Here is a 17056-nt window from a genome sequence, read left to right on the forward strand (position 1 = left end):
CCGGACAGCTACAAGTACCGCTAATCTATGTTACGGAATTATTAAGTTGTTGTAAGAGGGGAGTGCAAGCACCAACATCAGCGTTCCCAGGTAATGCTCATTTTCGTGCAGGCGTGCACGGAGGATACGAAGGGCCGTTGTAATATTGTTTTTTACAGTCTGCTCAGAGAGCGACATTTTCAGGGCAATATCCTTCAGGCTCAGATTGCCTTCCCGGCTAAGCAGATAGGGCATTTTAAGACGATCCGGCAGCTGGTCTACTTCCTGTCGGATATGAAGCTCCAGTTCCTTCAGATATAGCTGTGCTTCGGAGTTATTCTCCATTTGCCGGTCTGCTACCGCTTCCAGCAGGATATCGTTGTAAACAGTAATACCTGGCCTCGAAAAATAATCAATAATAGCATACCGGGCAGCCTGATAAAGATAGGCCGTGAGACGGCCATTTTCTCCGATGTGAAGACGCTCCCGGTTATTCCAGCAGCTGATAAAGATATCCTGTACAATGTCCTGGGCATCCACACCCTGCCTGATCCGGGATTTCGTATAGGTGTAAATCTCTTCCCAGTAACGATTGACAAAGGCGGTGAAAGCAGCGTGATTTCCCTTCTGAATCAATAACAACAACCGATGGTCCGTTAGCTTTTCCATATCCGGGAACAAACATAGAGAGCAGATGTGAACTCAATATTAAGTCTTCGGGACAAGTATTTTAAATAACGGATGTAAATAAAAAAGCAGGCAGTTTACTGCCTGCTTTTTAGTACTATATACCCAGTTTCTCCATCAGTCCATCACTCAATTCCCCTTTCTCTCTGAGTTTTAGTTTAGTGATTTTATCTACCACCTTTTGAAATTCCTTTTGCCGGGCCGGATCGAAGGACATAGCTTTATGCCACAGCAGTACCTGTGTTTCATAAAACGGATTTAATACACTCTTCTCTTCGATGGGCGCGGTCGTTTTCATGGTTACTTTAATATGTTTGATGCCTTCCATGACGGTGTCCAGGCTGGTGGCTGTTTCGTAGTAATGATAAGCCAGATTGTTGTGTGCATTGCGCAGTGCAGCACGTACAGGGTTGAATTCTTCCAGATAATCCCATAGCGTGACCTTTTCCAGCTCAGTGATGATCTTTCTACATAATGTCAGGGATGCATCTTTCATACCGGCTTCGTATAGTGCATACCGTTGGTGGTCCCAGACATACGCCCATAGCCCTATTTCCGTGCACTGACTGTCCTGCAGCAATTTTTCCGTTTGAGCTAAAAGTTCAATAGCCTGTGTGTAATCCTTGTTACCAATCAGTAGCGTTACTTCCCGCATCTGACTATCAAATTCATCCTTGCTGAAAGGGTGTCCGCCGGCAACGGGTATCAGTTGGAAATCGCTGTAGGGGAAAGTCAGCCAGTCTGTTTTTTCAATCATATCTGTTTTAGCGAGGTCCTGTGCTTTGGTCCAGTACTCTTTGGCGGCTGCTGTATCGCCCTCCAGGAAATAACTCCAGCCGATATAATAAAGTGCCTGATGTTTGTAGCAGGAGTAGGCCTCTTTTACTGTTTCTACTTCCATTAATTTTTCCCGGGCATCGTTGTACTTTTTATCGATGATAAGTCCGAGGCCCCAGTAGAGAAGCCGGAAGTCCTGATCATCACTGTTCCGCTGGTTTTTACAGAGCGTTTCAAAAACGGTGGTATAATGTTCATAAGGAACATATTTGTACAGCCAGTTTCCCCGCTGAACTGCCCGGATACAGCGCTGTACACTACGCAGCGGGATGGGGACAAATTTAATGTTCTCTGTGTCCCTGCTGAGGGCGAGGTCACACACTTTTTCCGTCCGCAGCTCCAGGGGTACATATTCCAGTGCAGTGCCATAATCCAGTGAGCAGGCGGTTTCACACATCTGTGCGGTGACGAACTGTTTGGGGACAAACTGAAAATCGTAGGAATTCCGTTGTACAGCGATATCACAGATCTTTTGTGTCAGGTATTGATGAGGTACGGTATAGATACGTTCGCAGGATTCCTGGGTATTGGCGGTAATGGCTTTAATGATAAAGTCTTCGTCCCAGAAGCAGGCCCATACCTTTTCAAAGGTGTCGTAATCGAATTCCCGGATATCCGGATCAGTGACCTTGATACGCTGGTCCCAGCCGTATGTTTTTACGTTTTGCTCAAATTCGGGCAGGTGTCCGAGGTGTTTTTTGAAGTATTGATAACTATGCTGATTTATCCGGGCAGGATTGATATGAAGGAAAGCGCTGATGCCATATTTCCGGACTTGCTGGCCCATCCACTCAACGTCTGAGGAGGAGCCATAGCGCCATCTTTGCCGGTCATATTGTTCTGTGATAAATGGCCATTCAGGGTCCTGGCCGTATTTGGCGGCAGCATATTCATATACTTCCTTATCCACCAATTTGACCGGGATATTTTTTATCACATGAATGCCGAGGTCGATGGCGGATTTTATGTATCCGGTGGTGTGATACCTGGAAGGCAGTTCCTTACAAGGATAGTTCCGAAGGCCGCCACCGGCAATGAGTGCAATGTTCATACGCTCATCCCGGAACGCTTCCGGTACATGATTGTAGTTGTACTGATTAATACTTACCGCGCGGAAACAAAATTCATAAGTGATCAGTTCAGCTGGTACATAAGAGAGGTCAATTTGCTGTATAGATGCCTCAAAAACGGGCATGGTCAGCAAATGAGCGGGAATATTTTTATAATGACATTTTGCTTCGCGGTCCATGGCCAACATCACTATTTCCTGCGTGATCAGTTCCTGATCAAAAGATTCAAGTATGTTACCATTTACATCATATTCCCCGTTGGTCTGATGGCGCAGTAAAGCCAGCAGCATGTCCTGTGTTCTGTATTGTGCCGGGATGGTCACAATTTTGGCAGAGATCCAGTAGTCGGGGAACTGGCCTGTTCTTGTATAGAGGTCGGGACCGTATTGGGAAAGTGCGGTAGCCAGAAACTCGTCCCAATAAGCCTGGTCCTTTACTTTGGGGCTGGCCTGTTTGGTGTCCCAGTTTACAGTAACCGGCTCGCCGTATATGTAGGTGAGGTCGGTGTGTTGTGTATAAGGTTTTGCTTTAGAATTTTTGCTGACAGCTGCTTTGTAGTAGACGTCGGCTTGTTCCTGGTCACCCTGAAGATAGTAGGCCAGTCCCAGCAACCAGTTGTTGCTAAAGATATCATGGATGCCGATTGATTTTTCAAGATAATTTTTTGCTTCGTCGAGCCGGTTTTGAAGAATCAGTGCCTCGCCGATTACCCGCATGGGGAAATAGGCTGATGCATGCTTCTGTATGGCCATTTCCGCCCATTCGATGGCTTTGTCATATTCGCCTATACGAACGGCGCACAGCGCAGCTTTTTCCATACAGCTGTATTCGTATTGCATTTTTTCCGGCGTGTAGGCGATACCTTTAGCGTAATAGGTCATTGCCTGTGCATAAGCTTGCTGTTTTAAAAGGCATTCACCTGCATAGTAATACGGCCAGTAATAGCCAGGAGACAGCGTTATGGCCTTTTTAAAACAGGTATAGGCACCGGCAAGGTCTTCTTCATTTTTCAGGCGAAGACCCTGGGGGACAAGCTGAATACCTTCCAGTGTGACACCTTCTGCCAGTATGGGCTTGTTGTTGCGGAGTGCCTCATACATAGCGGAGATATCAATACTGAGCGTGTCGTGGTACCGCTCTTCGATCCTATAATAAAAAGCCGGCTGGAAGGCGTATGCAAAATCATGCCAGGGAAGGAAGGCATTATCCGTTTCATAGGCTGATAACCGCTCTTCTTCATACAGGGCAGTAATCAGCGTATGTGGCGCAAAGTCAAAGCAGTCCAGGCTATAGAACCATGAAAAAAAGTATGGAGCATTGATTTTGCGATGGGGCAAAGTATTGAGTGCTTCGTCGTCCTGAGCCCATGCGGTGGCAATGTAACGGATGTTTTCTTCTCCACACGTTTTTTGAAAATAACCCAGGCTCAGACAATCAGCGGTAGTATTGCCTGTTACATAATAAGGCGTACTCTCACCATATCGGTCGGGTATTCTCCCGTTGATGGTCATATCCCCGTTTACTACCAGGAGGTGGAAATAGGTGTGTGGAATGTCCAGGTCGCCATTGATGACCAGGTCACCATCACAGAAATAAATCTTCCGGTCATCTTCAAAATATTCTTCTTCACTCTCATACTCTTCTATAGTATAGTTATTACCTTCATTTTCCACCTCCCAGTAATCAAATAAATTATCCACACCAAGCCGTTCCAAAACCTCCCGGTAGGAAAGCTTCTGCAGGCGGTGCTTTTGAAGGAAAGTGGCTGTTTCGTTTTCTTCATCTGCGGCCTCCTGCTGTTCTGCCATTGCCGCTGCTTTCTCCTGGTCAGCTTTTACAGCGTCCAGATGCTGAATAGCATACGTCTGTTTATCCTTGAGCGCCATTACCGGTGCCAGGATCCAGTGTATATCAAAAGGCAATGCATTTAAGAATCTGATACTGCCCATGGAACCATCTGCAGCGCAATAGAAACATTCCACAAAATTGAGACCTTCTATGCATTCATTCATCATACCATATACCAGAAAACATTGGTTCAGATATTCTTTTTCTTCTTCAAAAGGTCGGACTGTTTTAGGTTTGAGCAGTGTCTCCAGAAAATCATACAATCCGAAACGGATCATTTTATAATTGACCATATAAGGCCTGGAGGGGAAGAAGAGTTGTATGTTCTGGTAGAAGTTGGGTGGCACAGGAGAGGGATTGTTGTACAGGATGCTGCCATGTTTCCGCCAGAAGGCCATCAGCGTTGATGGTAGCGGGAAGCCTGTTTCTTCTTCTACATTCTCTAGCTCATAGTTGGTGATCATTTGGGAGGAAATGCCTTCTGCAGTGAGCAGGGAGGTGGTTACATCCATTAATGACGCGGTAGGCTGCAGGTATGCAGGCGGTATTTCCGGATGCGCTGGCGCCTGGTTTTCTCCTGCTTTGATAAATGCTGACAGGGACGCCTTGGCTGACAACAGCGGTGCGAATGCTTGTATAAAGTCTTCGTCGGTAACATCACTTAGCGACTGAGGGGTATGAATATTATATACCTGGCCAAGCGGATCGACAACGATGTACCATCTTTCTTCGTCTTTGACAATTAATCCAAGTAACCAGCAACATTGGGATAAAAAGTCTTTTTCCTGTTCCAGCCATATACTTTCGCGATTATAGATATTCAGGAATAGGTCCAGCATTGCGTAAAGGGTGTTGGCATTGGGCCCTTCAGTGTTATAAGCATAAATGGCACAGGTGATATCATCTTTGTCAAAATAGAAAAATCCTTTTTTGAGCCAGAAGTCACGGAATGCTGTAGGCATGCTGAAACCGGCTGTGGATTCCATTTGTCCGATATGCTCTTCAGAAACCGGGTATATTTCTACTTTTTCGGGCCAGTGTGTTTCGAGGTATGCGGCCAGTGATAGGATATTGTTGTACAGCTGTGCCGGTGGGGGAAAGGTTCCCGGAGCTATGGCCTCATTTTCGGAATGTGTTGTTTCAGCCAGTTCGGTATAACCTTTTTTTGTTTTTTCGGTGATGAGTTTTTCAGCGGCTTTATTGCATTCTTCTGCCGAGGAAAATGTTTTGGTCTGGCTTTGGCCCTGGGTGCCTGTTTTACCAAAAGTGACGGTCAGTTCCGTTTCCTTTATTTCGATGTCCCAAAACTTGTTTGATTTTTCATCCTGGTAGATAAATCTCTTTTTCATTGCGGTAGTTTATTTCCTGTGTTGTGGCGCAGTTCCCTGACCAACAACTTTTAGGGATAAGTGGGGAAGTTGAACTGTATAATCCGGGTTTTAAAAACGCAACTAAGATAGGGTAAATGTTTGTTTCTTTTATTTAGTTTCCGCTGTTGCTATGATATTATACTTGTGGGGTGCAATACTGCCGCCGGTTTTCTCGAGGGTAATCCAGAAGAGGTCTGCGTGGGGGATATTAATTAACTTCTGGAAGCTGTTATCTACTTTCATCAGGCCGGCATTGACGGGTTTGTTATCAACAACGGCCCATACCTGGAATTGAAGTTGATTTGGAGGAGTGGGCAGGTAATCGGCGAGGGCGTATAAGGCGCCGGTATGTTTGTTCCAGAAGAGTGTGATGGAGCAGTTTTGATCGCTGGTGCTGCTTTTTAGCTGGATCATGCTTACATCCGGATTGGCCGCCAGTTGTTGATAGAGCGCACGGTTGTGTATTTCATTTTTTTGTGAAAGTGATTTGTATTTGATGGCCAAAATAATTGCGCTGGACAAAAAGGCAAAACAAAGAATGATAATGGAGACTGCCGCGATTCTCCAGTAGTGGTGTATTGTAACGTAATTTGAAGAAGGAGCAGGGTCTATCGAAAAATAGTGGGATATATCACTATCCGTGTGGGCTTGAGTAATAATAGTGAGTACTTTGTCTTTTAATCCTGCAGGGGGAGCAACAGCATACGTGGCAACAAAGTTTTCAACCTCATGCTGCAATTGTATAATAGCAGCATTCACCTCCGGATACAGCAATCTTAGCTGTTCTACTTCCGATCTTACTTCGGGAGTCGCCAGCCCAAAAACGTAGCTTTCCAGTGCGCCGCTTGATATGTATGCTTGTATATTCAAGGGTCTGTGATCATTTTTGCTAATCTTTTCAGGGCTATGCGAAGCCTTGTTTTAACAGTGCCTAAAGGGATGTTCAGTCTGCGTCCGATTTCTTCCTGGGTATATCCCTGAAAATAGGCTAATTCTATCAATACACTATGGTCATCTTTTAGCTGGCTGGCCAGCTTACGGAGGCCTGTATCTTCCTGGGCAGCCGGTGCGGGAAGCTGCAGGTGGTCGTCACTCAGTGGCTCGTTTATGCTGCGGTTGCGGAAGGCTTTACTGCGCATCACATCCAGGGCGGTGTTTCGGGCTATGTGGTGCATCCAGGTAAACCAGGTTCCTTTTTTAGGATCATATTGATCCATGTTTTTCCATATTTTCAAAAAAGTATCCTGTAAGACTTCCTCTGCGAGATGTTTATCATCTATCAGACTTAATATCACTCCATATATAGCGCCTGAATAATCATCGTAAAGGCGCTGGAATACTACTTCTTTCTCCTGCAGCTGCGGGGAAACAAGAGTTGTATTTTGATATATGCGTAGTGATTTCAAATATAATCGGAATAGTAATCATGTTTTATTCTTCAATCCAGAGCATGCGACCGTCTGATAGTGTATAACAGCTGCCGGGGGCTTTTCGTTGGGAGGATATCGTACCGGGAGGAAATGATGTTCTCTTTCCTGCCTTTGATACCGTTGTCCATATCTTTCCCTGCCTGCCCTGCCATAGCTGGCCCTGGGAGTCTAGCCACCAGGATGCATCATTTTCGTTAGGCTGTTCTTTTGCAGCATCCGGATTGCTATGGTTGTTTATCATTGCGTTTAGCGCCAGACTCCATATGGTGAATGTTATGATTGGCTTTTTCATTTTGTGGAAACTTGTATTGAATAATAGCAGATGTGCTACACTGTTAGATACGGGATGTTGAGTCTAAAAAGTTTGGGGGTAGAAATTTTTTTTACAACTTGCGATACGTGGATTATCAAAATGATTCATTTATTTAAAAAAGAAGCTAATACAGTGTCATATGGGAAAACAATTGTTAACAACCGCTTTGGTAATGATCTCCCTCCTGATGTGGAGTGCTTCCGCCGCCGTGGCTCAAAAGCAGAAGAATGCAGACGCGACTATTCCGCGGCAACTGGCACCGTTCATCCCTAAGGGATATCTTATTCTTGATACTACCAGCGGTGATTTAAATCTGGATCCCTACCCGGATATGATTATGGTACTGTATAAACCAGGAGAGGATTCTACTTCTGATGTAGTGGAACATCCTGAAAAAAGACCGCTGCTGATATTGCTGGGGCAACCGGATCATTCCTATAAACTGGCTGCCCGCAATGATAACGTTGTGTATTGTGTGGACTGCGGCGGTATTATGGGAGATCCCTTTGAATCGGTGGTGATCAAAAACGGTTATTTTTCCGTTGAACACTATGGTGGCAGCGCTTGGAGATGGACGCGTATTATCACCTTCAAATATTCGCCAACAGACAAATACTGGTACCTGCATAAAGACGGTGGTGATAGTTTTCATGCCTCCGAGCCAGACAAGGTGACTTCTAAAGTTCGTACCAGCAAGGATTTTGGGAAGGTGCCATTCAATAAATTTGATATCTACAAAAAAGATTAAAAGCGCAATAGATATATTATAGAAGTGCTACATGTAACCCCTTTAAAGCGCTTTTATAATTTTTTAAAAAATGTTATGAACGGCGATGCCCGTCCGTAGCTTGTTTCCCGCTATTTTTTCTCCGTAAAACCAGAAAGCTGTCTAACAAAAAACGATTTAGTTGTTACTTTTCTATAGCTTTGCGCCCTTATAGTTAAAAAAAAGTTAAACGTAAAATCATTTTGCTTGTAAAGGCATTGCCTGTGTCCTGACTGAAGTAGACCGCACCAATACTTTGTAGCAAACCTTGTTCGTCCTTTGTAGCCCAGCCCTTGCTGGGCTTAGCTGTGGCGTATCATCACCTCAGTTTTCCGCGGCAATGGGCTGGATGATTGTTTCCCGGAAGTATTTACAATACATCTTAACAACTCCTATCTATGCACGCAAGTTACAGGAAACTGTTATGGTTACTCCCATGTGTAGCCCTTTCGGCACAATGTTTTACATCCACTGATGTAATAGCCCAATCAAAGAAGAAAGGCGGATGGCTTTTCGGGAAAAAGAAAACCCCTGTGGTAGTAGCTGATACGACCGCTAAAAAGAAACCCGATACCAAAGGACTGAAGCCTTATAAAGAAGTGATCCCGGCAGATGCTATCTCCAGTGAGGGCCTGTTTAAGGTACACCGTGTGAAAACAGACTACTTCTTCGAAATCCCGCTGAACCTGCTCGGCCGGGAGTTGCTCGTAGTCAACAAACTCTCCAAAGTACCGGAACAACTCAATGAAGCCGGTGTCAATAAAGGAATGAATTATGCTAACATGGTCATCGCTTTTGAAAGAGATACCTTGTTGAATAAGATCTTCCTGCGTAAACACAACCCATTCCTCGAAGTACCTGCCGACAACGCCATCGCGCAGTCTGTAGCAGACAACTTCGCTGCCTCCCTGATAGACCAGTTTAAAATAGAAGCCTATAACAAAGACACCACTGCATTCGTGATCAACGTGTCCAAACTGTTTGACGGCTCCAACAGCAGCATCAACAACGTCTTTGAATCACTCGGCCTGCCAGGCTCTCCGATTAAAGACCTGTCCCGCATCCGTGGTATCAAACCCTTCCAGGACAATGTGGTGGCCAAGTCTGAGCTGACATCCAAAATCACCGGTGTGGAAGTATCTATTGAAACCACTACCAATCTGGTACTGCTCAGCGATCAGCCAATGAAAGCCCGCTTCGCCGACAGAAGGGTAGGGCTCTTTACTACGCCCAGATGGTATTTCAGCGATGCTCAGCACAAACTGGAGCAGAGAGAGCTGATCACCCGCTGGCGTCTGGAACCCAAGCCGGAAGATATGCAGCGTTATAAGAACGGTGAACTGGTAGAACCTAAGAAACCGATCGTATATTATATCGATGCCAGCACCCCTGCACAGTGGCGTTCTTATATCAAAGCCGGTATTGAAGACTGGCAGAAAGCCTTTGAGGCAGCCGGTTTCAAAAACGCGATCATCGCTAAAGACGCACCTGTCAACGATCCCGATTTTGATGCAGACGATGCCCGTTATTCTGTAGTGACCTACGCCGCCTCCGCCAAAGCCAACGCTATGGGGCCTTCTGTGATAGATCCCCGCAGCGGTGAGATACTGGAAGCAGATATCATCTGGTGGCATAACGTGATGAGCACCCTGCACTCCTGGGTACGTATCCAGACAGGTGCCATCGATCCCCGTGCCCGTGGCAACCACTTCAGCGATTCCCTGATGGGACACGCTATCCGTTTTGTATCTAGCCACGAAGTAGGCCATACGCTCGGTCTTCAGCATAATATGGGCAGCAGCTTCGCCTTCGATGTAGACTCACTGCGCTCTCCGGAGTTCACCTCCCGTATGGGTGGTACCGCGCCTTCCATCATGGACTACGCCCGTTTTAACTACGTGGCACAGCCGGGAGATAACGTAACCCAGATCACACCTGCCATTGGCGTATACGATAAATTCGCAATCGGATGGGCTTACCGCTATACCGGTAAAAATCCGCATGATGAGCTGGCTGAACTGAACCAACAGTTAAGGGCACACGAAAATGATCCGCTCTATGCTTTTGGTGAACAACAGGATATCAGAGATGCTATCGATCCCCGCAGCCAGATAGAAGACCTGGGCAACGATGCTGTGAAAGCCAGCCATTATGGCTTGCAGAACCTGAAACGCATCGTTCCGCAGATTCTCAGCTGGACCCGTGAAGAAGGTAGTTCTTATGACGAAGCTGGTAAAATGCTCAACAGCGCCATCGGCCAGTGGAATCAATACGGTTATCACGTAATGGCCAGCGTAGGTGGTGTTTATGTTACCCCTACTGTATATGGTCAGAAACAGAACAGCTACGTACATGTGCCTAAAAAGAAACAACAGGATGCGGTAAAATACCTGTTGGAAGAAGTGTTTAACACACCAGCCTGGCTCTTTAAAAATGAAATCTATGCCAAAAGTTATCCTATCAAGGAGAGCCCGATTGGTAATATAGAATACGGTGCACTCGTATATGCCAAAGGCTTACAATCCTTTTTCTATTACGACCTGCTCCGCGATGAGCGCCTGTCCCGCATGATGGAAAATGAAGCAGCCAACGGCCGCGATGCCTATACGGTTTCTGACCTGCTGTCTGATCTGCACAACGGCATCTTCGCCAAAACCATCAAAGGCCAGACCCTGGACATCTTTGAACGTAACAGCCAGAAAGGTTTTGTAGATGCACTGATTGTTAGCATCGACAAATCCGTTGCCCGCCCTGACGCTAAAAAATTCCAGGACGATTTTGCTTTTAACGGTGCCGACGGATTCTGTTCTTTCTCTCTGCAGCCGCAAAAAGAGGCTGAACGTGCTTCCCGTAACCTGAACTATTTCTCCATTCATCGTGTATCTGACGCCGTTAGTGCCAAACGTGGAGAAATGACAAGACTGATACAGTTACTGAACAGCCGTAAAAATGGTGGAGACAGGGCCACTGCTGATCATTACAATGACCTGATCATTCGTATGCAGCAGGCGCTGAACAACAAATAAAATCAATCAATCAAACCAATAAATCTGTACATCAGTCAACAAATGAAAAAAAGTCAATTGTGGATGAAGATATGCTGCCTGCTGCTGGTTGTCAGCCTTTCTCCCTGGTGGGCCCAGGCACAAACCAGCCCGCGCATCATTAAGGGGAAAGTAGTGGACGCCACTTCCGGTGAAGCATTACCAGGCGTGTCTGTATACGCCAGCAATAAAACCATCGGTACTACTACTGGTTCGGAAAACATTATCGAAAATATCAGCATCGGCGCTATCACCGATGAAAAGGGCGATTTCTCCCTGAAACTGCCGGATTCACTTTCCGTAAAACAGCTGACCATTGGTTTCATGGGTTATGAAACCAAACTGCTGGCACTCACTGCCAGCAACCATTACAAGGTGGCGCTGTCATCCGCCGGCAAAAACCTGAACGAATTTGTGTTCACCGGTTATCAGACTATCAAAAAGAATAAGTCTACCGGCGCTATCGATAAGATCAGCATGGACAAAATAGAGGTAGCAGGCGTAATGAGCGTAGAGCAGATGCTGCAGGGACAGCTGTCCGGCGTGGCAATCACTCCGCAGTCCGGTGCTCCCGGCCAGGCCGCCAAGATCCGTATCCGTGGTACATCTTCTCTGCAAGGTACGCAGGACCCGCTGTGGGTAATTGACGGGCTGCCCATTGAAGGTACCAATCTGCCTACCGCAGACGATGCCAAATCCATCGATCAGCTGTACACTTCTTCTATCGCGGGTTACAGCCCCTCCGATATCGAAAGCATCACTGTGCTGAAAGATGCTGCCGCTACCGCTATCTATGGTGCGCGTGCTGCCAACGGTGTGATTGTCATCACCACCAAATCCGGTAAAAAAAATGAGCGGATATCTGTAAACTACCGCAATAACTTCACCTTTACACAGAAGCCGGACCTGGGCCGTCTTAACCTGATGAACAGCGACCAGAAAGTAAACCTGGAACTGGACCTGTTTACTTCTGATTTTTCTTTCGGTGCCAACAATGGTGAAGTATCCCGTATTCTCCGTAAGTATAATGTTACTGCGGATGATCTTTCCACCAAAGGGTTGGATGGCATCAATGCTGCAGCCCGCAATGAAATCAATGCTCTCAGAGGTATTCATACCAACTGGAACGATCTTATTTATCGCAACGCCTTTACCCAGGAGCACACGATAAGTGTTTCCGGTGGCGGCGATAGATCTGCTTATTACTTCAGCGGCGGTTATTATGACGAAAAAGGTGCAGCCATCGGTACCGGCGCCAATCGTTATAACATCACCCTGAAAACAGACTACGACCTGACAGACAAACTGAAGTTCTCTGCCGGCATCTTTGCCAATCAGCGTAACCAGAACTCCTTCTATAGCAACCGCGCCGGTAATACCAACCCGGTACAGTATTCCCGTCTGGCCAACCCGTATACGCCTGTATACGACGACAAAGGCAACTATGTGTACGACAGAAACATTGGCGGAGATAAGAATATCGTGGACTTCAACCTGCTGGAAGAACGTAAAAATACCAGCAATACCCTCAAAGCCCAGTCTGTAAATACCAACTTCAAACTGGACTATGAAGTGATCCCCCGCCTGCACATCAGCTCACAGCTGGGTATTCAGTCTGAGATCACTACCGGCGAACAGATCGCCCTCGGAAACACTTACCTGATGAGATTGTTGTCTGATCAGAACATGCGTTTTGATCCGGCTACCGGCACACAAAGAACCATTATCCCTAAAGGCGGTATGATTAACAACAATAACCGCAATATGCAGCAGTATACGCTGAAAACAATGGCGGAATACAGTTTTAATCTGCATAAATACCATGAGTTTAATTTCATGGTGGGTAATGAGGTGAGAAGAGTGAAGGATAAATATAACGCTACCACCGGCTATGGCTTTGATCCTAAAACACTGACCAGCATTCCGATCAAATTCCAGAATGATAACGATATCAAAGATCTGTATGGTAACAAAAACACCTATGCGGAAAATGCATTCGTATCTTTCTTCGGTACCGGTAGTTATACTTACCACAACCGCTATACTTTAGGTGGTAGCATCCGTTTTGATGGATCCGACCTGTTTGGTGTAGATCCCAAATACAAATACCTGCCTTTATGGTCTGTGAGCGGATTATGGCGTGTGATGGAAGAACCTTTCATGCAGAACGTACGTTTCATTAATACGCTGAATGTGCGTGCCTCTTATGGTTTACAGGGTAACGTGGATAAAAACACTTCTCCTTTCGTAATGGGTACTTACTACAACGCACCTATTTTACCAGGAGACCCGCTCCAGGTAATCACGGTGACATCTCCGCCCAATGCCAAGCTGAGATGGGAAAAAACCATCAACAAAAACATCGGTATCGATATCAGCATCCTGAAAAGCAGAGTAAACATCACTGCTGATTATTATGACCGTCATGGTAAAGACCTGATCAACGTATATGCCTTGCCGTTGGAAACCGGTTTCCAGAATATGGCGGTCAACTGGGCAGAAATGCGTAACAGTGGTGTGGAGCTGAGCATCAGCACCCGCAACATCATCCGCAAGGATTTCCGCTGGTCAACAGACTTTAACTTCTCCTACAATAAAAACAAAGTACTGCGCGAAACCCTGCAGGACAATTCGTACTTCCCTTCCAGAGAAGGCAATCCTACCGGAACCATCTGGGGTATTGATTATGCCGGTCTGAATGAGCATGGTATGATCATGGTGAACCATGATGGTAAAACCCAGACATTGTCTGACTTGCTGCAACTGAAAGATGATTTTGCCGGAGATCCTGACCTGGGCGGTTTATTCCCGTACTCCGAGCTGACCAACGATCAGCAGCGTGCACTGTTCCGCAACATGGGCTCTATCGATCCGCTTTATACTGGTGGTCTGAACAACAACTTCTCCTACAAAAGGTTTGACCTGTCTATAGGCCTGTTGTTCAACCTGGGTCAGAAAGCGAAAATACAGCCTCCATACAATCCGTTCTTCTATGACCGTGCTACCAATGTGTCTTCCGCTATTCTGGACCGCTGGACACCATCCAACCCTAACGGCCAGTACCCCGGACTGTTTGGTGACGGACCACAGACCAGCGAAGAAATGAGGTTGCTCGGACATTGGCTGCAGGACAAATACTACCAGTATACAGCACTGGGATTATGGGTAAAGGATGCGGGTTATGTGCGTGTACGTAACATCACGCTGGGCTACCGTCTGCCGGAAAATATCTGCGACCGTATCCGTCTGAAAGGACTGAAGGTGACTGCTGAAGCCCGCAACCCATTTGTGTTCTCCCGTAACTACGATGGCTATATGGACCCGGAAACCATGGGCAACATCTATGCACAGCCTATTCCTAAAACATATACCATCGGCCTGAATGCCACTTTCTAAAAATTGTGATCAATGCGTAAAGTAATATATACCGCCGGACTGTTGGCTGCGCTGACTGCCTTCTCTTCCTGCAAAAAATACCTGGACATTGTGCCGGTAGGGAAAGTGATCCCTACCACGGTAGAAGACTTCCGTAAAGAGCTGGATGCCGCCTACGTCATCGCCAGCGGCTTCGATAGAGGGTTGTCCTCTTACCGCGGCGATGAAATAAAAATCAATGAAACCCGTAGCGGTGATGTAAACCAGCTCCAGCCTAATTATTTCTGGGATGAGAACAATGGTACCAATATCGCCACCTATGACTGGAGAGGCAAGTATCAGCAGATATTTTATGCCAACCATATCATTGAAGCTGCACCTGGTGCCCTGGAAGGCACACAGGAGCAGAAAAACCAATTGATAGGAGAAGCTTACCTGCTGCGTGCACACACGCACTTTACCCTGGTAAATCTCTATGGTAAGCCTTACAATGAAGCTACCGCAGCTTCTGATAAGGCAGTACCGGTAATTACCAAAGTAGACCTGGAAAAAACCAGTCCCCGTAACACGGTAAAAGAAGCATACAATCAGATAAATGCCGACCTGGAAGCAGGTCTGGCGCTGGTAAATGTAGACCAGTATGAAACAGCTACCTCATTCAGGTTTACTAAACTGTCGGGTCTGGCCCTGTCAGCAAGAGTGTACCTGTATACTCACCAGTGGAACAAAGCCCTGGATGCGGCAAAAGCTGTGCTGGATAAAAAGTCTGCCCTGGTGGATTTTAACAAGACCAACACCCAGCCTACTCTCTACAATTCTGTAGAAACTCTTCAGGCTTTTGAACAGCCCTATAACTCTGTTTCTGCGGGAACTGCTCTGGTATCAGATAAATTGTTTGCTTCGTACAATACAACCGGTGATCTGCGCCTGAAAATATTCTACGGTAAAGACAGCAAAAACAATAATACCGTTCTCAAGACAGCTAACAGCAACAGCTACCGCCAGTCTTTCCGCGTAGCTGAAATGTACCTGATAGCAGCAGAAGCAGCGGCACAGCTGAACCAGCCCGAACAGGCCCGTAACTACCTGAACCAGCTGAAACAATACCGCCTCACACCTGATTTTTACCAGGCAGAAGTAACCAGGCTGGCATCCCTCAGCGGTAATGCCCTCCTGCAGGAGATCTACGATGAAAGATTCCGTGAGCTCTCTTTTGAAGGCCACCGCTGGTTTGACCTGAGAAGAACTACCCAGCCACAGATTGTGCATACTATAAAAAGTAAAACAGTCACTTTGCAGGCTGGCGATCCAAGATATACTATCCGGATACCAACAGATGCTGTAGCCAACAATCCGCTGCTGGCGGAATAACGGTAAAGCATATCTGTAAATAATGACAGCCTTCGGTAATGTACCGGAGGCTGTTGTATTTTGGGTATATTTGTTTTACTTATGTTATTCCGTTTTCCTCCAATAGACGCACCTGTTGCGGATTCTACTTATCTAACCTTCCATGGTGAAACCTTTGCCAAACTGAAACAGGAATCCCAGGCAGGTAAACGTACAGTCTTCCTGACCGAGCATACCCTCATTTTTGTGACCAAAGGGATCAAATTGTTGCATCTGCCCGGAGAGACAATAGAAGCAGGCCCGGAAACAGTAGTACTGCTGAAGAAAGGAATCTATGTGATGGCAGAATACATAGAGCAGGGATTGAATTTTGAAGCAATGATGTTGTTCTTGCCGGTAAAGCTGTTAAAGGCTGTTTCCACAGAGCCATTTTTTAACAGCCGGAAAGTAACAGCAGCACCGCCCTGCGTGATCTTCCCCGGCGGAGAACTGGTGCAGGCATTCAAAGAGCAGCTGCGGATGTATTTCAACAAACCTTTATTACATACAGATCAGCTGCTGTCGCTGAAACAGCGGGAGATCCTGTTGTTGCTCATGAACTCCGGCCATCAGCGGGATGTGTGCGATTTTATTACCGGTGCACTCAGCACCGATCCGGAAGATCTGGATTATATTGTCCGTACCTACCTGTTGCAGCCCGTGACCATAGAAGACCTGGCCGATCTTACGAACCGTAGCCTGGCAACCTTCAAACGGGACTTTCAGCGTATATACCAGATGCCTCCCCGGCAATGGATCAATGAACAACGACTGGCACATGCCCGGCTGCTAATAGACAATACACAGCAACAGGTCTCGGAAATTGCCTGGCAATGCGGTTATGACAATATTTCCTACTTCATCCGCATCTTCAAAAAGAAGTACGGCAGCACCCCGCAGGCACTGCGAGCCGAAACGACTATCAATTGAGCTATCCGGACTATCCTG

At 46.5% G+C, this 17056-nt stretch carries 10 protein-coding genes; 5 read left to right on the forward strand and 5 right to left on the reverse strand.

Going from position 1 to position 17056, the window contains the following annotated elements; all coding sequences use genetic code 11:
- Positions 1 to 30 precede the first annotated feature (30 nt).
- From DF182_RS16480 to DF182_RS16500, 5 genes are all read right to left on the reverse strand, one after another.
- Positions 31 to 648 carry a sigma-70 family RNA polymerase sigma factor gene (locus DF182_RS16480; protein WP_147243453.1) on the reverse strand — a complete coding sequence of 206 codons (618 nt, stop codon included), beginning with the start codon at positions 646 to 648 and terminating at the stop codon, positions 31 to 33.
- A gap of 115 nt (positions 649 to 763) precedes the next feature.
- The gene (locus tag DF182_RS16485; RefSeq protein WP_113616953.1) at positions 764 to 5770 is read right to left on the reverse strand and encodes a WGR domain-containing protein; all 5007 of its coding nucleotides are present in this window, start codon (positions 5768 to 5770) and stop codon (positions 764 to 766) included.
- A gap of 129 nt (positions 5771 to 5899) precedes the next feature.
- Complete coding sequence (locus DF182_RS16490; RefSeq protein WP_161964162.1) at positions 5900 to 6661, reverse strand: anti-sigma factor; 762 nt, start codon at positions 6659 to 6661, stop codon at positions 5900 to 5902.
- On the reverse strand, positions 6658 to 7197 hold the full coding sequence (locus DF182_RS16495; RefSeq protein ID WP_113616955.1) for an RNA polymerase sigma factor: 540 nt from the start codon (positions 7195 to 7197) through the stop codon (positions 6658 to 6660). The genes DF182_RS16490 and DF182_RS16495 overlap by 4 nt, the downstream gene beginning before the upstream one ends.
- A gap of 25 nt (positions 7198 to 7222) precedes the next feature.
- Positions 7223 to 7513, reverse strand: a complete 291-nt coding sequence (locus DF182_RS16500) for a hypothetical protein (protein ID WP_113616956.1) — start codon at positions 7511 to 7513, stop codon at positions 7223 to 7225.
- Between the two features lie 160 nt (positions 7514 to 7673).
- On the opposite strand from DF182_RS16500, the gene DF182_RS16505 reads away from it, so the two are divergent.
- The 5 genes from DF182_RS16505 to DF182_RS16525 all read left to right on the forward strand — a co-directional run bounded on the left by DF182_RS16505 (position 7674) and on the right by DF182_RS16525 (position 17038).
- Complete coding sequence (locus DF182_RS16505; protein ID WP_113616957.1) at positions 7674 to 8282, forward strand: hypothetical protein; 609 nt, start codon at positions 7674 to 7676, stop codon at positions 8280 to 8282.
- A gap of 416 nt (positions 8283 to 8698) precedes the next feature.
- A complete protein-coding gene (locus tag DF182_RS16510) occupies positions 8699 to 11326 on the forward strand; it encodes a zinc-dependent metalloprotease (protein WP_113616958.1) in 2628 nt (875 codons plus the stop codon).
- A 42-nt stretch (positions 11327 to 11368) separates the two neighbouring features.
- Entirely contained in the window at positions 11369 to 14740 is a 3372-nt protein-coding gene (locus DF182_RS16515) for a SusC/RagA family TonB-linked outer membrane protein (protein WP_113616959.1), read from the forward strand.
- A 12-nt stretch (positions 14741 to 14752) separates the two neighbouring features.
- Entirely contained in the window at positions 14753 to 16090 is a 1338-nt protein-coding gene (locus tag DF182_RS16520; protein ID WP_113616960.1) for a RagB/SusD family nutrient uptake outer membrane protein, read from the forward strand.
- An 81-nt stretch (positions 16091 to 16171) separates the two neighbouring features.
- On the forward strand, positions 16172 to 17038 hold the full coding sequence (locus DF182_RS16525) for an AraC family transcriptional regulator (RefSeq protein WP_113616961.1): 867 nt from the start codon (positions 16172 to 16174) through the stop codon (positions 17036 to 17038).
- Positions 17039 to 17056 lie beyond the last annotated feature (18 nt).

The sequence above is a fragment of the Chitinophaga flava genome, from assembly GCF_003308995.1.
GTDB classification, from domain to species: Bacteria; Bacteroidota; Bacteroidia; order Chitinophagales; family Chitinophagaceae; genus Chitinophaga; species Chitinophaga flava.